Source organism: Paenibacillus sp. J22P218 (genome assembly GCF_056269195.1).
This window is the reverse complement of the sequence record NZ_JBWDNL010000004.1, coordinates 515,780-535,933: the sequence shown is the minus strand read 5'-3', so window position 1 is coordinate 535,933 and position 20,154 is coordinate 515,780. Positions and strand designations below refer to the sequence as shown.

Annotated in this window: 17 protein-coding genes; 11 read left to right on the top strand and 6 right to left on the bottom strand. The window is 49.8% G+C overall.

Annotation, left to right across the window (positions count from 1 at the left end; all coding sequences use genetic code 11):
• Window positions 1-149: 149 nt before the first annotated feature.
• The 3 genes from AC0YN0_RS20500 to AC0YN0_RS20490 are packed head-to-tail and all read right to left on the bottom strand — an operon-like array spanning window position 150 to window position 3,306.
• Complete coding sequence (locus AC0YN0_RS20500) at window positions 150-1,136, bottom strand: helix-turn-helix domain-containing protein (protein WP_475822909.1); 987 nt, start codon at window positions 1,134-1,136, stop codon at window positions 150-152.
• A gap of 41 nt (window positions 1,137-1,177) precedes the next feature.
• Complete coding sequence (locus tag AC0YN0_RS20495) at window positions 1,178-2,194, bottom strand: Gfo/Idh/MocA family protein (protein WP_475822908.1); 1,017 nt, start codon at window positions 2,192-2,194, stop codon at window positions 1,178-1,180.
• 29 nt (window positions 2,195-2,223) lie between these two features.
• Complete coding sequence (locus AC0YN0_RS20490; RefSeq protein ID WP_475822907.1) at window positions 2,224-3,306, bottom strand: Gfo/Idh/MocA family protein; 1,083 nt, start codon at window positions 3,304-3,306, stop codon at window positions 2,224-2,226.
• Between the two features lie 170 nt (window positions 3,307-3,476).
• On the opposite strand from AC0YN0_RS20490, the gene AC0YN0_RS20485 reads away from it, so the two are divergent.
• From AC0YN0_RS20485 to AC0YN0_RS20455, 7 genes are all read left to right on the top strand, one after another.
• Window positions 3,477-5,309 carry a sensor histidine kinase gene (locus AC0YN0_RS20485; RefSeq protein WP_475822906.1) on the top strand — a complete coding sequence of 611 codons (1,833 nt, stop codon included), beginning with the start codon at window positions 3,477-3,479 and terminating at the stop codon, window positions 5,307-5,309.
• A 27-nt stretch (window positions 5,310-5,336) separates the two neighbouring features.
• Complete coding sequence (locus AC0YN0_RS20480) at window positions 5,337-6,098, top strand: response regulator transcription factor (protein ID WP_475822905.1); 762 nt, start codon at window positions 5,337-5,339, stop codon at window positions 6,096-6,098.
• A 127-nt stretch (window positions 6,099-6,225) separates the two neighbouring features.
• Window positions 6,226-7,140 (top strand): ABC transporter permease, encoded by a 915-nt coding sequence (locus AC0YN0_RS20475; RefSeq protein ID WP_475822904.1) that lies wholly within the window; start codon window positions 6,226-6,228, stop codon window positions 7,138-7,140.
• 12 nt (window positions 7,141-7,152) lie between these two features.
• Window positions 7,153-8,025, top strand: a complete 873-nt coding sequence (locus AC0YN0_RS20470; protein WP_475822903.1) for a carbohydrate ABC transporter permease — start codon at window positions 7,153-7,155, stop codon at window positions 8,023-8,025.
• Window positions 8,026-8,060: 35 nt separating this feature from the next.
• Window positions 8,061-9,752, top strand: a complete 1,692-nt coding sequence (locus AC0YN0_RS20465) for a type 2 periplasmic-binding domain-containing protein (protein ID WP_475822902.1) — start codon at window positions 8,061-8,063, stop codon at window positions 9,750-9,752.
• 76 nt (window positions 9,753-9,828) lie between these two features.
• Window positions 9,829-11,163, top strand: coding sequence for a jacalin-like lectin (locus AC0YN0_RS20460; RefSeq protein ID WP_475822901.1), 1,335 nt, complete (start codon window positions 9,829-9,831; stop codon window positions 11,161-11,163).
• 72 nt (window positions 11,164-11,235) lie between these two features.
• Complete coding sequence (locus AC0YN0_RS20455; protein ID WP_442048588.1) at window positions 11,236-11,913, top strand: MgtC/SapB family protein; 678 nt, start codon at window positions 11,236-11,238, stop codon at window positions 11,911-11,913.
• Window positions 11,914-11,918: 5 nt separating this feature from the next.
• Here AC0YN0_RS20455 and AC0YN0_RS20450 read toward each other — a convergent pair whose 3' ends face one another.
• Entirely contained in the window at window positions 11,919-12,521 is a 603-nt protein-coding gene (locus tag AC0YN0_RS20450) for a TetR/AcrR family transcriptional regulator (RefSeq protein WP_475822900.1), read from the bottom strand.
• Between the two features lie 179 nt (window positions 12,522-12,700).
• Between AC0YN0_RS20450 and AC0YN0_RS20445 the strand changes: the two genes are divergently transcribed.
• On the top strand, window positions 12,701-13,438 hold the full coding sequence (locus AC0YN0_RS20445; protein ID WP_475822899.1) for an SDR family NAD(P)-dependent oxidoreductase: 738 nt from the start codon (window positions 12,701-12,703) through the stop codon (window positions 13,436-13,438).
• A 72-nt stretch (window positions 13,439-13,510) separates the two neighbouring features.
• Here the strand turns inward: AC0YN0_RS20445 and AC0YN0_RS20440 are convergent, their stop codons facing one another.
• Both AC0YN0_RS20440 and AC0YN0_RS20435 read right to left on the bottom strand, forming a co-directional pair.
• Entirely contained in the window at window positions 13,511-14,467 is a 957-nt protein-coding gene (locus AC0YN0_RS20440; protein WP_475822898.1) for a DMT family transporter, read from the bottom strand.
• A 159-nt stretch (window positions 14,468-14,626) separates the two neighbouring features.
• A complete protein-coding gene (locus AC0YN0_RS20435) occupies window positions 14,627-15,214 on the bottom strand; it encodes a TetR/AcrR family transcriptional regulator (protein WP_475822897.1) in 588 nt (195 codons plus the stop codon).
• 323 nt (window positions 15,215-15,537) lie between these two features.
• Between AC0YN0_RS20435 and helD the strand changes: the two genes are divergently transcribed.
• The 3 genes from helD to AC0YN0_RS20420 all read left to right on the top strand — a co-directional run bounded on the left by helD (window position 15,538) and on the right by AC0YN0_RS20420 (window position 20,138).
• The gene (gene helD / locus AC0YN0_RS20430; RefSeq protein ID WP_475823041.1) at window positions 15,538-17,958 is read left to right on the top strand and encodes an RNA polymerase recycling motor HelD; all 2,421 of its coding nucleotides are present in this window, start codon (window positions 15,538-15,540) and stop codon (window positions 17,956-17,958) included.
• A gap of 171 nt (window positions 17,959-18,129) precedes the next feature.
• Window positions 18,130-18,582, top strand: coding sequence for a helix-turn-helix domain-containing protein (locus AC0YN0_RS20425; RefSeq protein WP_475822896.1), 453 nt, complete (start codon window positions 18,130-18,132; stop codon window positions 18,580-18,582).
• Between the two features lie 5 nt (window positions 18,583-18,587).
• On the top strand, window positions 18,588-20,138 hold the full coding sequence (locus AC0YN0_RS20420) for a tetratricopeptide repeat protein (protein WP_475822895.1): 1,551 nt from the start codon (window positions 18,588-18,590) through the stop codon (window positions 20,136-20,138).
• Window positions 20,139-20,154 lie beyond the last annotated feature (16 nt).

Sequence of the window (20,154 nt, the reverse complement as noted above, 5' to 3'; positions counted from 1 at the left end):
GGCGGAAAGCTGTAGAATGCTCGGATTTGACTGCCTATTTTCCACTCAAAAGTTATTTTATCGTAGGAAGAAGCCGTTAGATTGGACAAAATCCATGCAAAAAAGAGGCTTAGCGCTCCAATGGGAATGCGCTTGAGCCTCTTATGCGTCTATTCGTTCGCTTGCCGATGGGCATCCCGATACTGTTTTGGTGTCATGCCAAGCTTGCGCTTGAAGACACGGTGCAAATAATTGGAGCTGCCGAAGCCATTGCGAACAGCCAGCGTCTCTATCTGCTCATTGCCGTCCTTCAGGTCGCTGCACAAATGCGATAGTCGAATATGCTCGACATATTCGCTGAAGGTGGTATCGGATACGGTGCTGAAGATGCGCTGCAGCTGCCTCGGGCTAATATGGATTCGCTCGGCGACGGTTTCTAAGGATAGCGGCTCCTGATAATTGTCCTTAATGAACTGTTCGGCCAACTTGTAACGGAACCGATTCACATTCCGTGCAGGCAACTGCTGCGGCTGCGCTTCGGGAAAATAAGCGCGGGTCGCGCGCAGCAGAATGAGAATAATAGACTGCTTAATCAGGGTCATCAGGCCGGGCTGGCTTTCGAACCAAGCGCGATAAGCAGTCAGGAAGCAGTCCATCGCCCGGAAGCGGTCGGGGATCGGCCGAAGTGGGATGCGTCTCAGCTGCTGAACGCAGTTCTCGGCTTCGCGCCATTCGGCTTCCGCACCCCAGTCGCCAGGCTTCCTCGTTTCCCCTTCGAGCGGTACAATCTGGACGCGCAGGCATAGCTCGTTCATACCGTCTTGGCCGTCGGCTTCTTGATAGTGCATCACCTGCGGACCGGTTACATACATCATCCCCTCCGACAGCGCAAAAGGCTGGTCACCCATGATGACCATGCCTTTGCCGCGGGGAATGAAATGAAATTCGTACTCATCCGAATGTTTATGGAAGGGAACGATTTTGCCTGCTGGAAATGATACGTGGTGGAACCGAACGACTCGGATGCCATACGGTCCCCATCGGAAATCGGCCTGCAAATGCTCCAGGACATGCTGCTGCTCGTTCATTAATTCATAAGGATATGTCTTTTGGCTGGCAGTCTGCAGGCCGGATGGGGGCGATAAGGAATCAGACATGATCGGTGCCTCCCGTTCAAAAATGTATATGAATAAAATAGCTATAAAGCAACGACGGCTCCCGCTTTGGCGGCCTTTGAAGCGGCTTCCATTAACGCGGTCAGCTGGGTCGCAAGTTGAATATGGTTGTCGTCCCGGGTGCCGTTCTGAATATGGCTGACCCATTGCTCGAATGCGGACGGCAGGGCCGACGGCAGCGGATATTCATGCCATAGCTTAGCGTCACTGCCTTCCAGTGTCAAGCTCTTGTACCGCAGCTTGGCGTCTTGAGCACTGTAGATGGCGCTGCCTTCAGTGCCGTGAAGCTCCAGCGTGAACGGTGATGCGCGATTGACGAAGCCGGCTTCGACGATACCGATAGCTCCACGATCATAATGGAGAACGGCCAAGGCATTATCTTCGATTTGCTTGTCCGTAACGTATCCGAAGCTGGCGCTCACCCGCTCTGGCATCCCGAGGAACAGTCTGACCAAGTACATCGGATGACAGCCGAGGTCGACCATCGCGCCGCCGCCCGCCTGCCCCGGATCAAAAAATTGCGGAGGCAGATAGCCAAGCGGACTTTCTTCGCAAGGCAAAGCGCCGCTATGGGACAATCGCGCCCGGACGGATGTCAGTTTGCCGAGAAGACCGCTTTGTTGAATGGCCAAAGCGCCTTGTGTGAACGGCGCGTAGAGACGGGGCAGCGAAACGGTGAACGGGGCGCCGCTCTTGGCAACAGCATTCATGATTGTCTCGCAATCCTGGGTGGTCAAGGCGATAACCTTCTCGGTGAAGATCGCCTTGCCAGCTCTTGCCGCAGCGGTTATGACGGCAAGATGATCCACGGTTGGCGAAGTGACGATAACGCCGTCGATCGTTGGATCGGCAAGCAGCGTATCCAAGTCAGCTTCGAATCGGACGCCGCGCGCCTCGGCCTCGAGACGGCCTCTTGCCGGGTCTTCGTCCCATATCGCTGCAAGCTCGGTATCAGGCAGCTCCGTGGCTTGCTTGGCATAATCCTTGGCATGTACATGCCAGAAGCTAAGTACGGCAACACGAATTTTGTTTGTATGCATGGAAGAAGCCAACTCCTTCTAAGGACTGTTTAGTCGAAATACACCGCTTGGCCGGTACGCGACGATTCATAAATAGCTTCCAATATCTCCGAGACGACAAGCGCCTGTTCGGGAGTAACCACGGGTTCGGTATCGTTCACAATTGCGTCGATCCACATCCGCATCTCGACATCCTGCATCGTCTCTCGTTTGCCTCCATAGAAGTCAACGCCCTTGGGATCGAGCTTAATATGTTTCTCGTAAAGCTTGCCATACGTTTCGCCGTTAATCCGCAGCCCATCAGTCATGTCGGCTCCGGCTTCCGTTCCGCAGAGCGTGCTGCGAGCTTCCTTCGTATCGAGTATATTGAGCGCCCAGCTTGCTTCCATCATAATGACAGCGCCGTTTTTCATCGTAATCATGCCGAACGCGGAATCCTCTACTTTGAATTTGTCGGGGTCCCAAGGTCCCCAGGAATTGGCGGCGTCACGTCGCTTGGACAATTGGTGGAAGGCGGTGCCGAGCACGGCTTTTGGTTCATAGTTGTTCATCAGCCATAGTGTCAGATCCAGTGCATGCGTGCCGATATCAATCAGCGGGCCGCCGCCTTGCTTGTCCTCATCGAGGAATACGCCCCAAGTGGGCACGCCGCGACGACGGACCGCATGGGCCTTCGCGAAGTAGATGTCCCCGAGCTCGCCTTGCTCGCACATTTTTTTGAGCAGCAGGCTGTCGGAGCGGAACCGGTTATTGTAGCCGATAGTCAGCTTTTTGCCCGATTGACGAGCGGCCGCAACCATGCGTCTAGCGTCGGCTGCCGTCTTGGCCATCGGCTTCTCGCACATGACATGTTTGCCGGCCTCTAAGGCGGCGATTGTAATGTCGGCATGGGTGTCGTTGGCCGTGCACACATGCACAACGTCGATGGACTCGTCCTTCAACAGGACGGTATAATCGGAGTAAACCTTCGCATCAGGGGCTCCGAATTGCTCGGCCGTTTTCTGTGCTTGCTCGATATAAACATCGCAAAATGCGACAAGCTCTACCTGTTCAATCTTCTTGAGGCTAGGCAAATGTTTGCCTGTTGCAATGCCTCCACATCCGATAATAGCTAGCTTTAACCGTTTTGTCATCGTATTTTCCTCCAATCATATCGTAACTCGGGCTCAGTTTAGCATGTGGGGAAGAAGTTTGATATTGAAAGATTACGACAGCAAAAAGTGTACTTTCGCGACAATAATAAATTTAGTAAACTTTTAACAACTACATTTTAAAAAGGATGCTAAAATGATAAAAACCCCTTATGAAGGAGTTGAAGCAGGCCGGCATGCGGATTTGGAAATGGTTATGGGGCAGCATTACGAATAGTTTCAAATTCAAGCTGATCGGCAGTTTGTCCCTCATTATCGTGTTTGCATTTGCTGCAGTTGGCTTCTACACCTACCACAGCAACGAGAAGTTGTTCCGTGAGGAGCTGAGCAAGCAAGCATGGATCGCAAATCAGGAAGCGCTTTCAAAGCTGGAGCTTAAAGTACAAGAGATGAAGCGGATCTCGCAAACGATCGTGTTTAACCGGCAAATCGAAGAGATGATTTCGCGATACAACATCTATCTCGATTCGGATAAGTTTCAGCTTTATGTGGAGAAGCAGAAGATTGACGAACTAGTCAACCAGCTTAAATCCGACGCTCCTTACATTACGGGTCTGTATATCTTCAATCTTCGCGGCAATTCGGTCTATTACAGCTATAATACGCAAGCGATCAACAATCTCGATGCCAAGACGCTGCGGCCGATCCGAATGAATACGAGAGACACATCGGGGGAATTGGTTTGGAAAAGCTATTCGCTGCCCAGTCAGCTTGAAACGCAGGGCTTCCGGGAAACCATTGTCGCTTCAAGGCTGATGAAGAACAATGAACTTAAGGCTTACGGAATTCTTGTCATTATGATTGACGAATCCTTCCTGGCAAGCGGATTGACGGAACTGACGAAGGACGGAGCGGACAAGGTGTATTTATTTAATCGGTCGTCCGACCTGCTATATACGAATGACAAAGGTTATACAGATCAGCAGTTTGCCGGGATCGAGAAGGATCTGGATATGTGGGAGAAGGAGGGTCAGCTGTATTCGCGCAGTGAAACCAAAAATCCGCTGACCGATTCCTTCCTGCTCATCAGCTCCAAATCGCTTGACCCGATTCAGCACAAAAACCGTACTTTGGCCATTAATACGATGCTCGCCGGTCTCATTATTGCCGCGGCAGCCAGCCTGTTCATTATACTGGCGCTCGAGCGTCTCTTGCGTCCGCTTGCCGATTTGCTCAAAGGACTGCAGCGAATGCGTGCCGGCAATTTGGAGACGCGCGTAACGGTACGGTCAAAGGACGAGTTGGCTTTCATCGGGGACAGCTTCAACGCGATGGCCGAGCATGTCGAGCAGCTTATTAAGAAAGTGTATCTCACCCAGCTCAGCGAACGGGAAGCAGAACTGAAAGCGCTGCAGGCCCAGATCAATCCGCATTTCTTGCACAACTTTTTCAACGAAGTGTACTGGAAGCTGTATATGAGAGGCGAGCAGGATACAGCCGAGCTGATCGGCGCCGTATCGGAGATGCTGAAGCATTCGCTCATGCCGGTGCAAGTTCCGTCTACCGTGCAGGAAGAGGTCAGGCAAATACAGAACTACGTCAAAATTCAAGCCGAGCTGTTCGAAGCGAACTTGGAGTTCGACATTGAGACGGAGGAGGCTGTGCTCCATTATCAGGTCATGAGGTCCTTGCTGCAGCCGCTTGTCGAGAATGTGTTCATGCATGCGTTCAAAGGCCAATTAGCGAACAAGCGGCTCCATATTCGCATCTGGGAAGAGCTTGAAGGCGGAACGAATTTTCTGCGAATCGATATTAGCGATAGCGGCTGCGGCATGAGACCGGAGCTTATTCATAAGCTGCTTCACGAGAAGTCGGCTGATCACGGAGACCGGCAGCGGGAAAGCATTGGCGTACGCAATGTGGCAAGAAGGATTGAGCTGCTGCATGGCGATCCATATCGGCTTGAGATAGATAGCAGGATAGGTACGGGGACGCGGATGAGCTTGGTATTGCCGGCAGCGTCAAACCAGAGGATGGCAGGTTAATCAGAAGCGATAGAAGGGGTGGAATGGATGCAATATGGTAATGCGATGGTTGTTGAAGATCAGTTTTATTTTCGCAAAGGGCTGGTCAAGATGATTGAGGATAGCGAGCATAACTGGAATGTCGTCGGGGAAGCAAGCAATGGCCTCGATGCATTGAAGCTGGCTGAACGGCATAAGCCCGATCTAGTCTTTACCGATATTCGCATGCCGGCGATGGATGGACTCGAGTTCGTCACCCATCTGCGACGCGATTTTCCGGATACCATTGTCGTCATTCTGACGGGGTTCAAAAACTTTGACTATGCACAAGCGGCGATTAAGCTAGGAGTCATGGATTATATGCTCAAGCCATGTACGGAAGCCGATGTGCGCTCCATGCTCATGAGGGCGAGCGAGCGTTACAACGGGAACCGAGGCTTAAGGGGAGCTGCTGCCAGTCCGGACGCCGTTCGCACCTCGGATAAGCCGGACGGTCTGATTGAGAAGGCGATCGCCTTTGTCGAGGCGCATTACGCGGAGGAATGCCGGATGACCGAGGCGGCCGCGCATATTCATCTGAACCCCAGCTACTTCAGCGTCTTATTCAAAAAATCGACGGGAGAGAGCTTTACTTCCTTCGTTACCCGCTATCGGATGGAGAAAGCGATGCATTTGCTATGCAACACGGATATGAAAATATTCGAAATCGCTTGCGCCATCGGCTTCGACGAACCGAATTATTTCACGAGCGTGTTCAAGCAGCATTTTAACCGGTCACCGAAAGAGTATCGCAGAAAAGCGACCCTATAAAGCTGTTGTATGTTCCTCCAAGAGCCAAAAAAGTTATAGATTTTATCTATAATTTTTTAAGGGTTCTTTTTTTTGTCCCCCTTATACTTTAAATATCGCAAATGAACGACAGAACAGGAGGAGCCATATGAATTTCAGAGCAAGAGCAACGAGCTTGAAGCTGCGGCAAAATCTGTACTTATACGCGATGCTTCTGCCCGTTCTAGCCTTCTATTTGATTTTCAAATATCTGCCGATGGGCGGATTGGTCATTGCTTTCAAAAACTACAATTTTACGGACGGTATACTCCATAGCCCTTGGGTAGGGTGGAAAAACTTCGAGCTGCTCTTCACCACCTCGAACACGATGCAAATTATTTGGAATACGTTCTGGCTTAGCTTTCTCAATCTGGCCGTAGGTTTTCCGATTCCGATCGTTCTGGCTCTCATGATTAACGAAATTCAGAGAAGCTGGTTCAAAAAATGGATTCAAACGATCGTTTACTTGCCGCATTTTTTCTCGTGGGTTATCGTATCCGGCATTGTGCTAACCCTGTTCGCGACGGACAGCGGGTCGATCAACAAGGTGTTGGAGCTGCTGTCTATCGAACCTAAATCCTTTCTATATGAGGCCGTCTCCTGGACATCGATTTTTGTAGGCTCGGGCGTATGGAAGGAAATGGGCTTTAACACGATTATTTATTTGGCGGCGCTAACGATGATTGATCCGTCGCTATACGAATCGTCCAGCATTGACGGTGCTTCGAAATGGCGGCAAATATGGCATATTACGCTGCCGGGCATACGGCCAACCATTATATTGCTGCTTATCTTGGCCATGGGGCGGGTGATGGAGGTTGGCTTCGACCAGGTATACAACCTGCAGAATGATGCCGTTTCTTCTGTATCTGAGGTCATAAGCACCTACATTTACAAGATGGGTCTGCAATCCGCGCAGTTCAGCGTAACGACCGCGATGGGCCTGTTCGAATCGGTAATCGCCTTTGTGCTTGTCATTACGGTGAATTGGATTGCCCGCAAATACGATCAAGGATTGTTCTAGGGAGGATTAGGCATGAGAAAAACAACGGGAGAACGAATTTTTTACATCACCAATAACATTCTGCTCGTACTGCTCGGGCTGTCCTGCCTGCTTCCGTTCATTCACATTATCGCCGTATCGCTAAGCGATCGTTCGGCTGTGGAGTCTGGTCATGTGTTCTTCTGGCCTGTGAAGATCCAATTCACTGCCTATACCTTCTTCTTCGAAGGGACTCCTGCTTTGCGAGCTTTGAAGAACAGCGCCATTATTACAATAGGAGGCATTGTTCTCAGTATGGCCGCTACCGTGCTTGCGGCTTATCCGCTGTCGCGTCCTTATATGTTCGGTCGTCGCTTCCTAACGCTGGCTATGGTGTTCACGATGCTGTTCTCCGGGGGGATCATTCCAACTTACATCGTTGTGAAAAGTCTGGATTTAATTAACTCCTACTGGTCTTTATGGCTCATTGGATTAGTGAGTACGTACAATATGCTGCTTATGCGCAGTTACTTCGAGAACATTCCGAAAGAAATCGACGAATCGGCTCGGATAGACGGCGCCGGGGAGCTTATGCTGTTGTTCCGGATCATCTTGCCGCTATCGATGCCTATTATGGCAACGCTTGCATTGTTCTACGGCGTCGGCTATTGGAATTCGTTCATGAACGTGCTGATGTATATCAACAAGACCGATATGCAGAATTTGACGGTCGTTGTGCAGTCGATGCTGAAGACAGGGGATATGCTGCTTGATGCGGCAGGCAAAATGCAGGACCAGCAAAAGCTTACGAATGAAATGATCCGCGCCGTCGGCGTTGTGTTCATGGTCGTTCCGATGCTTCTCATATATCCGTTTTTGCAGAAGTATTTCGTCAAAGGAGTTATGCTGGGATCAATAAAAGGTTAAGTGGCAAGGACAAATCCAATCATGGGGGGAAGAACATGTTTGCGAAAAGAAAGCAATGGGTCATGATGCTGCTTACTGCCGTTTCGGTGCTGCTAGTTGCAGCAGGCTGCAGCGGTGGCGGGGGAGAGAAGGAAGAGCCGAAGTCTACGAATGCAAGCGGAGAGCCGGTCGCTGCCGCAACGGATAAGCCGAAGGAGAGAGGCAAGGCGTCCGTCGTTATTCAGGACCGCGGCGGCGTTGCAGCAACAGAAGGCACTTACGAGGATAATCGCTGGACCAAATGGATTCTGGAGAATGGCCCGGTCGATATGACTTTCGTGCCCGTACTCCGCAGCGAATCGAAAAAGTTGCTGAACGTGATGTTCGCATCCGGCTCGGCGCCGGACATTGTGAATGAAACGAACGCGCCGTTCCGCAACAATCTGTATGAGCAGAAACAGCTGCTGCCTCTTGACGATTTGCTGCAATACATGCCTAACTACCAGAAGCTGATTGACGAATATCCGCAATTAAAGCAAGTCGGCACGAAATCGGATGGCAAGCTGTATGAGATCGGCCGCATTAACGAAGCGAATCCGCTCCATGTCTTCTTTATCCGTACCGACTGGTTGGAGAAGCTGAAGCTTGAAGTGCCGAAGACCACGGATGAACTGCTTGCAGTAGCGAAAGCTTTCGCCGAGCAGGATCCGGATGGCAACAGCCAACGCGATACGTACGGTATCAATATCAGCTACTATTCCGAAGGACTCATTAACGAGATGTTCGGCATTCAACAAGAGCACAGCTGGAATGTGCAGGATGGCAAAATCATTAGACAATGGGATAAAGAGCTTGCCGCTCTGACGTTCAAAAAACAGTTGTACGATCAAAAAATTATAGACAGCGACTACATTAGCGATAAAGACGGCTCGAAGGCGAAGCAAGACTTCCTGAACGGAAAGCTTGGCATCTATGCGAACTTCAGCATGAGCTGGTTCGATTTTACAACGAAAGATTTGGTTACCCTCAAAAATAATGTGCCGGATGCCGTTGTTGCTCCGATGGCATTCCCTGAATCGCCATTCGGGCAGTACACGGGAGCAGTCGATAATCCGATTCAGATGACGACGGTATTTAACGTGAATACGAAGGATCCGGTCGCGGCAGCTGAATACGTCAACTTCATATTGGAACCGGAGACGACGAAAATGCTGATGAAGGGCGAAGAAGGCACGCATTGGGTAGCTGGAGCGAACGGCTGCGCAACGTATCCAGATAGCGAGAAGTGGACGACAGAAGCGGGCTATGCGGGCGGATATGGTCTGTTCCTCAGCAGAGGCACCGACAAATGCAACTTTGTGGTTAATCTTTTCGATCCTGCCGACGAGCTGCAGAAGGCTGGTCTAGACATGTACCTAGCCGCTAAAGAAATGTATTTGGATCCATCCAAGCAATATCCTGGCTTCACGCTTGGCGACCATATCCCAGGCTTGCCTAGTGATCTGGATGTCATTCGTGCCAACGTGCTGAAGGAAATCAATGATCTTTATGTGAAAGCCATTGTCAGCGGCGCGAAGTATAGCGCGGAACAAGCGGTTGCGGATGCACAAGCGGCATGGGAGAAAGCCGGCGGCGCGAAAATCATCGATTTCATGAATGAATGGTATGCGGCCAATAAGGATATCGCATTCATGGCCGATGATCTGTGGACGATTGTCGAGCAGCAGAAGGCATTGGCTGCGAAGTAAGGACTGGCAACTGCAACCGAAAGGCATTCATCTCAGACACAAGCAGCTCTTATTAGGATGAGAGAGGGTTGAGAAGATGATTCGTTGGTTAAGCAAGCTTGCTGCAATCGGATTGGCAGTATCCTTAGTAATCGGTTATTTCCCCGCACAGCATACCGTACACGCAGAACCAGGAGCGACTGGATCGTTCTCGATATTGTCTTATAATGTGGGAGGACTACCAGGCATTATCTCTAGTTCAGACCCGGCTGTATATACGCCGCTCATTAGCCCGCTGCTGAATCTGTACGATATGGTTAACGTGCAGGAGGATTTCAATTATCATGCGGCTCTTTACGCGAGTGCCAATCATCCTTACAAGACACCGACGACCGGTGGAGCAGGAATTGGCAGCGGGTTGAATTCTCTATCTGTCTTTCCGATGAGCGACTTGACTCGCGTGACTTGGAACGATAGATACGGCATATTCGACAGCGGCAGCGATCAACTGACGCCGAAAGGCTTCACCGCCAAGCGGATGAAGCTGGCTGACGGAGCGTATGTGGACATTTACAACCTGCATGCCGACGCGGATGTCGACGCTGGATCGATGGCGGCGAGAGCAAGCAATATGCGCCAGCTGTACGCATATATTAACACGTATTCCGTCGGCAACGCGGTTATCGTCTACGGGGATACGAATACGCGTTATACACGGGAAAGACCGCTGCTTGACGAATTTCTTGCCGCAGCTAACTTGACGGATGCTTGGGTTGAGCTTGTTCGCGGCGGCGTCGTGCCAGGTCTTGGCGATGCGCTTATGGATGCCACGGACCGGAATGGACCTAATTTCGAGGTCGTCGATAAGATATTCTATAGAAGCAGTCAAGTGCTTGCTTTGGATGCGGTATCTTACCGGCTTGAAGATGAAGTGTTCGTAGATGCGAGTGGAGAACAGTTGTCCGATCACTATCCGATTAGCGCAGAGTTTGAATACACGTTGTCGAGCAATATCGGGCTTAGCGATCCGTTCGGCGGTACTGGCGGCATTCCATTCAATCAGTTGGATTTATTGCCGGCATCCCGCATAACGCAGCTGACTTTGCATAGCGGTGCTCGAATCGACGGTATTCGGCTTGGATTCGCGAACGGATCGACGCTTAGCGTCGGAGGAACGGCAACCGCGAGCAGTATCACGCTGGATAGCGATGAGTATATTAAATCGGTTACGCTCAATAAAGCGGCAAGAAACGGCAGTGACCGGATCTTCTATGCCCGGTTTACCACCAATAAAGGCAAGCAGCTTGCAGGCGGAACCGCCAAGCCTGACACCGTTACGTATACGGCGCCCGATGGCTGGTATATTGCCGGCTTTTACGGCAAAGCAGAGGCTGAAATCGATCGGCTCGGTGTGATCTATAAACGTCTATAAAGCAAAGCCGGCTGAAACAGCGTTAACGTATGCTGCTCAGCCGGTTTTTTCTATTTAACAGGGGGGACTGTCATGCTCGATGATTATGCAATAAAGCTGGCTATAGCATTGCTGTTGGGGTTGTTAATCGGAATCGACCGGCAGCTTCGCCATAAGCCGCTCGGGATCAAAACAAGCATGGTTATTGCCATCGGCAGCTGTCTCGTCACCATTGTATCTATTGAATCGGTAGCGAAATTCGCCGTTCCAGGCTTGACGACGATGGACCCGATGCGACTCGCGGCTCAAATTGTCAGCGGCGTCGGCTTCATCGGTGCGGGCGTCATCCTGCGCCGAAACAACGACGTTATTTCCGGATTAACGACGTCGGCCATGATCTGGGGCGCCTCGGCTCTCGGCATTGCCACGGGAGCGGGATTCTACAGAGAAGCGTTAGCTGCGGCGTTCTTTATTATGCTTTCCGTTAACGTCGTGCCATGGGCCATTCGTTTGATCGGTCCTTCCAAGCTGAAGGAGCGGGACTTGTCCGTTCACATTATTGTGGAGGACTATCAGGATGTGCAGGAGGTTGTCGAGGGTATTCGGTTAAGCCACAAAATCAAGCATACTAAAATTAAAGGGGTAGAGGGCAGGAGCCAAGAGCTTCATCTGATTCTTTCATTAGCAGGCAAAGGTGATCCGGCGACCAAGCTGTATCATGAAATCAAGCGTATGAACCGCGTTCATGCGGTGGAAGTGGAAAGTATATGAGCAACCTATTGCCCGACATACTTAATCGAGTGCATATGGGTTTTGGTTAATTCAATCACTTCATGGATAAACTCCTCTTGGGAGGCTTTGAAATCGGAATTGATCCAATTCAGAATAAGTCCATAGAAGCCGTAAGCCGTGTAATGTTTGAAATAGTCCATGTTAACAGGCATATTGTTGATCGTCTCGAATACAAACTGCTCCTTGTAAATCTTGAGTATCGTTTGCGGGAATGCCGTATGCAGCCTTGGCAACGTATCGTCCATTTGAACAAGCTCGAAAAAACCGCGATGCTCGAAAATATAAGTAACGATATTAAAAGACGGTAGGTTTAGCTTGGACGTATATACCTTCTGGCCGGAAATGTAGGGTTTGCCAACGGCCTCTTCCAATCCTTGAAGCATGGAAGTGAGCAATTGTTCAGCCAGTTCGACTTTATCTTGGTAATGAACATAGAAGGTGCTGCGATTATAAGAGGCGGCATCCACGATGTCCTTTACAGATATAGAATGGTAGCCTTTTTCTTTGATCAGTTTAATGAGAGCCGATTTGAAATGCTCTTGGGTTCTAATCCGCCGCTGTGTTGTCACCGTTTGTTCGTTATTCATGTATAGCCCTCCTTCGCAAAAAGACATTCTCGCATGAAGTGTCTACTAGGTGGACATTTCATCATTTGTTGCTGATTGTTAATTGTGAACAGGATAGTACAATTAAGTTGTAAACAAAATATCGCTAAGTGAACGTGTCCATTAGCGCTATTAAAAATATTGTACTGGAGGAATCAACGATGGGCAAATTGCAAAACAAAGTAGCTGTTATTACTGGTGGAGCATCCGGGATCGGCGCAGCTACTGCGCGTTTATTTGTATCGGAAGGAGCCAAAGTGGTTCTTGTTGATTTGAATGAAGAAAAGGGCAAAGCGGTTGAGAGCGAGCTTAGAGCGCTGAATGCCGAAGCGCTGTTCGTTAAAGCGAATATTACGAGCGAAGAAGAGGTTGCAGGCATCTTCAAACAAACCGTAGAAGCTTTCGGCAAAGTCGATGTTGTATTCAACAATGCAGGAATAGGCCGCGTTCATCCTTCGCATGAGTTGGAATTCTCCGAGTGGCGCAACACGGTTAATGTTGACTTGGATGGCGTCTTCTTGGTGGCGCGAGAGTCGATTCGCGAGATGTTGAAGACAGGCGGAGGCGCTATCGTCAATACCGCATCGATGTACGGCTGGGTAGGCTCGCCGGGTTCAGCGGCATATAATGCAGCCAAAGGCGGCGTAGTAAACTTGACTCGTTCGCTCGGCCTTGAATATGCGGAACACAATATTCGCGTTAACGCATTATGTCCAGGATTCATTGACACTCCGATTATTCCGGAAGAAAGCAAGCAGGCTTTGTCTGCTATGACTCCGATGAAACGTCTCGGACAAGCGGAAGAAATGGCCAAAGCCGTATTATTCATGGCTTGCGACGATTCTTCGTTTATGACAGGCAATAGCTTGATCGTTGACGGCGGCTATACCGCACAATAATTGGCGAAGTATCTATATAGCTCGTAGTAAAGGCCGTCCGCTATCGGATGGCCTTTTTTGTTTCATTCGCTGTTATGCGGCCGTCGTGTTTATCTTTCTCGTGCCGCGCTGCCGAGCCGGGAGATTCGTGCCGATCACTCCGACAATAATGAGCAACGAACCGACTAGGTGATACCAAGCGATCGTTTCCCCGAGAACCAAAGCGCCGGCAGCGATAGACACAATGGTGGACAGGTTGAGGAAAACGCCCATCTTCGAGGCTTCGATGCGGGACAAAATATAGCTTCCCATCAGCGCGGTGGCTAGCTGGACTGAGCCTAGAAAGAGAATCAGCCCGATAAAAGTTAGGCTTGTTAGCGGTGCGAACAGGCTGCCAAGCGTCCCGCTTGTGCCATGCACGGTGAATGAAATCACGAGCGCAGCGGCAAATCCGACGCTTACCATGAAATAGCTGATTTCCACGGGGGTAAAATGTTTGGTGACGGAACGGGCCAACACGCTGTATCCGGCAAAAACCGTACAAGACAGAAGCAACAGGACGATGCCTTTCAGGTTGGAAAAATCGAAGCTGCTCCCCTTCATCATGAAAATAAATACAATGCCGAAAACCGATAGCAGCGTAGACAGCTTTTGCAGCAAGGACGTTGCTTCTTTCAAAAAAGCGCTGGCGAGTACCAACGTAATTACCGGCGAAAACGCACTGATGATTCCGCCTTCTACGGAAGTGGCATGCTGCAGCCCAAACGTCTGCAAGGTAAAAAATCCAATCGGGTACATCGTTGCGAGCAGAAGCAGCTTATATATGGGCTTGCCCCGATAATTCAGTTTAAACAGGCCGAACGCTGTCGGAATGGACAAAATAATGAACGCCGCGGCAAAACGGAAGGTAAGTGTATCGAACGGGCTGGCGTAGTTGAGCGACAGTTTGACGAACAGGAACGATGCTCCGATAACGATGGCGTTGATAACAGCCAGCATATAGGCAAGCTTTACTCCTTTGGAGCTTTTGGACGAAGCGCCGTTACTCATGACTCAGCACCTCCTGTGAACGTTTTTTTGCTAGTTCCAACTTCTTCATCTCACTCATCCCTCTTCTAAGAATCAATTCCATGCGTCTTCTCGCCGTTTTTCTAGTTAAATTAGGAAATTGTCTGTCAGTGCTTACTGACATCTGCCCTGTAAAAATAGCTAGGTGGTCAACCCCCTAGCAAATAGGCTCACGCTTTCAAGCATGAAAGGCTCTAGCTCGATGTTCGGATAATTCTTGCCGGCATTTAGATCATTCATGAATGCGCCATATTGAGACATCATGAACGTAAAGGCCTGCATTCTCGGATTGGTTCGAATCATCTTGCCTCGCTCGCCCATCGTGACAAAATAAGTCGTTAGAAACTCGAGCAGCTGCAGCGGGTGCTGCTGCGTCCGTTCCTTGAATCCGGGCAATCTGGACTCATCCTTCGTGCTGATCTCGATAAGCTTGCGATTGCGGTTCATGATCGTATGGTACGTCTTGCTGATCGTAAGCAGGTCTTCCTCCAGCTCCCAAACCAGCTTCTCTTCGAAAAGCTTCCGCATCTCTTCGGCGTAATGATACCGGTCGAAGGCGGACTCCAGTAGATTCTGCTTGCTCTGAAAATGGCGGAACAACGTCTTCTCGCTCAGCCCGGCGGCCGTGGCGATTTCCTGCGTCGTTACACCGTTATAGCCCTTCTCGGAGATCAGATTGATCGCAGCCAATAAGAGTCTGTCGCTGCTCCCCAGCTTGCTGTTATTCATATGCCCCGTACCTTTCAAAAAGAAAATGTCAGTGACTACTGACATCAGCGTATACCAGTCGCATCCACCTGTCAAGGGGTATCACGTAAACGTACAAGTCCTGCATATAAATCAAAAAAAGAACCGGCAACGTCTGCCGATTCTTCACTCATATATATTGCACGTTAACGAATAACGTGATATGATTACAAAACGATTGCCCCATTTTATAAATAAAACGGATTTATTGCATCTTAACTACAATATAATTGTAGCATGTGAATTCGCTGTTTGTCAAACGTTATTTTCTTCATTCTACTTAAGCAAGGAGCGTGGTCGTGAACATGGTAAACGAGAACGATTGGCAGCAAGAGCAGGAGCGGCTGGATCTGGTTACGGAGAAGCTGCGATCGGCAATCGCCGAATTGGAGCCGGAGGTGACAGGCCTTCGGAATCAGGTAGCTGACATTCGTAAGCGGTTCTGGGAAGAAGTTACGATCAACACGAGTACGTATGAGGATTTCGAAGACAGCTTCTACAGTATTAAGCAGCAAGAAGCAATATTGACGGAGCGGGAGCGCAGCCATCGGCAACGGCTGCTGCGCTTTAAGAGCATGAAGCGACTGCTGCCGACGCCTTATTTCGGCCGGATTGATTTTCATGAGGATGGTCTAAGTTCCGGCGAGTCTATCTATATCGGTGTTGCCTCCTTCGTTGATTCAGACGGTATCGACTTCTTGGTGTATGACTGGCGAACACCTATTGCAAGTATGTATTATGACCATTCGCCGGGGGTGGCTGCCTACGAAACGCCGGGCGGCACCGTCTCGGGGACGATGACGCTGAAGCGGCAATACCAGATCCAAGGCGGGCAACTGCGCAATGTGTTCGATACGAGCATAACGATCGGCGACGAGTTGCTCCAGCAGGTGCTTGGCAAGAGCGCCGATAACCAAATGAAAAGCATCGTAGCAACCATCCAAAGGGAGCAGAATGCCATTATCCGCAACGTGAAGAGCCGAATGCTCATCGTGCAAGGGGCAGCCGGCAGCGGAAAGACGTCTGCGGCACTGCAGAGGGTAGCCTACTTATTATATAAATACCGCAATAGGCTCAAGGCGGATCAAATTGTCCTCTTCTCGCCTAATCCGATGTTCAACAGCTATGTATCGACGGTTCTTCCGGAGCTCGGGGAAGAGAATATGCAGCAGACGACGTTCCAGGAATATCTCGATCATTGGTTAGGGGCTGCGTTCAATCTAGAGAGCCCATTCGAGCAGATGGAGTATGTACTAAGCTCGGAAGGTACTAAGGGTTATGAAGCACGGCTTAGCGGAATCCGGTATAAGACATCCGATGCATTCCTGACTGCGCTCCAAAGCTATGGGCAGTGGTTATGCAAGGAAGGCATGTTATTCCGCGGCATTAGCCTTCGAGATCGGGAACTGATTACCGCGGAGCAAATCGAATCGCAATTCTACAGCTACGACAGTTCGATTCGACTGGCTAATCGCGTTGCTCTGCTGCAGGAATGGCTGATGGGCGAGCTGCGGTTACTTGAACGTAAAGAGCAGGACGCGAACTGGGTTCAGGATGAACTGGACTATCTCGACAACGACCAATATGCCGAGGCTTACAGCATGCTGCGCAAGAAGTACGGGCAAGAAACGGTCGTTCTGCCCTTCGACGAACAATACAGGGAGATGCTGGAGACGATGCAGGCGGATGAAGACGATGACTCGGACTTTCGAATGCAGGATGAAGAAGAGGGACTGCTGCGCCGGATGATCGTGAAGGAGTCCTTCAAACCGCTCAGACGGGACGTGAAGAAGCTCGTTTTCATCGATGTGGTGGGGCTTTATAATCAGTTGTTCCGTGATGCTGCCGCTTATCAGGAGATGACGAACGGGAACGAAATTCCGGAGTATTGGCCGGAAATCTGCAAGCAAACGAAGGAGAAACTGGAGCGGAACGAACTGTTTTATGAGGATGCGACTCCGTTCTTGTATCTGAAAGAGCTCGTGGAGGGTACTCGCATGAATATGGAGGTTCGGCATCTATTTATCGACGAAGGTCAGGACTATTCGTCCTTCCAATTCTCGTTCCTCAAACAGCTGTTTCCGCGTGCGAGCATGACGGTGCTGGGCGATTTCGGTCAGGCGATCTTCCCTCAAGCCACGAATCTGCACGAGTCGGACTCGCCATTGATTCGGCTTTACGGTGAAGAGGACACGAGCTTGATCCGTCTTGTTCGGAGCTATCGTTCAACCCGCGAGATTGTAATGTTCACGAAGGAGCTGCTGCCTGGCGAAGAGATTGTGCCTTTCGAGCGGAGCGGTGCGAAGCCATACCTCTTGAAGGCTTCCGATGATGCAAGGAGGGCGGCGAGAATCAATGAAGATCTTGCGGCACTGCAGGCTGAAGGCTTCGACTCCATCGCTATCATTACGAAGACTGCAGCGGAAAGCCGTGAAGCTTATGAAGCATTGAAGGCACAGGGCGGTGGGGAACTGCGGCTCATTACGAAGGAGACTCTTACCTTTGAGAAAGGCGTAATGGTTATTCCTGCGTATCTAGCCAAAGGTGTCGAGTTCGACGCGGTGCTGATCTACGATGCCTCTTCCGAGTCGTACCAACGGGAGAGCCAGCGGAAGCTCTTCTATACAGCATGTACACGAGCGATGCACCGTCTTCTGCTTTACACGACAGGAGATTGGACACCGTACATCGCATCATTGAATCCGTCTCTGTATGAGATGGAATAATAAATGAAGTAAGGAGTCTATTTGTAAGGCTTTCCTCGAAGAAAGCCCGCAAATAGGCTTTTTTCTTGATGGCAACTGCAGGTTGCGGAGGGCGGCAACGAAAGGTAGCTTTACTTTTGGGATCGGATTTTACAATAATGGGGTACAGATTGCGGGAAGGTGATAGCAGTTATGATATTTGGCGATAAGTTAAAGATTGAGAGAAAAAACAAAGGCTGGTCGCAAGAGGAGTTGGCCGAGAAGCTGTTCGTCAGTCGGCAGTCCGTGTCCAAGTGGGAGAACAATCAAAATTATCCGAGCATTGAAATCATTATTAAAGTAAGCGATCTATTCGGTGTGACCATTGACGAGCTATTAAGGAGCGATGAGGAGTTGACGAAAAAAGTGATTCATGACGGGAAGCAATTAGCATATCCAAGGCTGAAATTTATGTTTGATGTTTTATTTCTGATTGGCGTCGTTCTGTTGATTATTAAGCTGGCGGTTGTCATACTGAATAAATTGGCGGGCTTCGATATGGAGTTGTACGGCGGGTGGTTTATTTGGAACTTTGGGCCGTTGATCTTGATGATCGGCGCGGGGATTGGTTCCGGCGTATTGAAAGAAAAATATAAAGAGGGTTAGTGCATATGACGATTGAGAAACGACAACGATATCGCTTCAGTGAAGCTCCTATATGGGAGATACAGCGTAGCTATTATGAGCAAAAAGGAATAAGGGCATGGAATAATGACCAGGTGCCTCAATATATAACGAGTAATCCGATGATTGCTGCCGCGTATGCGGAAATGATATTTGGCTTTCTTCAAGACCGGGCTGCTAAGGGATATCGTTCAGAGCCCGTTCTTATTGTGGAGCTTGGAGCGGGAGCGGGACGTCTTGCTTACCATGTGCTGCATGAGCTATGTCAATTAAGGGACTACGCAGGCATTTCATTGCCCTCGTTCCGCTATATTATGACGGATTTGGCGATGCACAACGTGATGGCTTGGAAGGAGCATCCTGCTCTGCAAGCTTTTATTGCCGAAGGGCTGCTCGACTTTGCTCGTTTCGATGCGGTTCACGATACCGAATTAAACCTCGTGATGTCCGGCACAACCGTTAGTGAGGGCGATCTGCAGCAACCGATAGTTATCGTTGCCAACTACTTCTTTGACAGCATTCCGCAAGAGCTGCTTTATGTCGGCGACGGCCAGATTTATGAGGCAGATGTGTTTGTTGAATATCCAGAGGATAGAGAGTCTCTTACGCCGACACAGCTATTGGATCAAATAGAGCTGCATTATGAGCATAGACGTACACCGGAGTATGAAGCAGAGGATTATCCATACCGCGATGTGATTGCCGTTTACCAGGAACAGCTGGAGGACTCGCATATTTTATTTCCCGAGGTTGGACTCACTTGTTTGGAAAGGATGAATTTGCTTTCCCGCGAGGGCTTTCTGTTGCTGACGGCGGACAAAGGCGATCACTTGCTTGATAACTGGAAGTTCGCGGATCCGCCAGAGTTGGTCGTACATGGAAGCTTCTCGCTTACCGCCAACTATCATGCGATTAACCATGTATTCGAACAACGGGGAGCTGCCGTTTTGTTTCCCTCGCATCATTATAAAAACATAAATGTGGGCTGCCTATTACATACCGATGAGCCGAGGGAATATGGCAATACAAGATTAGCTTATCGACGGTCGATCGAACGTTTTGGCCCGGACGAATTTTTCAGCCTGAAGGAATGGGTAGATCTTCATCTAGGAAGCATGGGTATCCAGCAGCTGTTAAGCTTTTGGCGCTTGGGCGGCTATGATGCGGAATTTTTCATTCAGAGTAAAAAGCAGCTCTCTCGTTTGTTGCCGGATGCGAACGATGAAGAAATGCAGGATATATGGAGAGGCATACAGCTCATGTGGTCATCGTATTATGACATCGAGCATCGTAACGATCTGGCGCTCAATGCCGGAATGGTGCTGTTCGAGATGGAAATGTACGAAGATGCCATGTTTTTCTTGGAGGTATCGGTCCATGAAGACCAGGCTGAGCGTATATCAACCTTATATTATTATTTGGCTATTTGTTGTTTGGAGCTTGAGCTGGATGAAGAGGCTTCGCGTTACACGAGAGAATTGTTGAAGCTTGAACCTGATCATGATGAGGGATTGGCCTTGTTGAACCGTTTGAAGTAGGGGGAGGGAGTTGGAC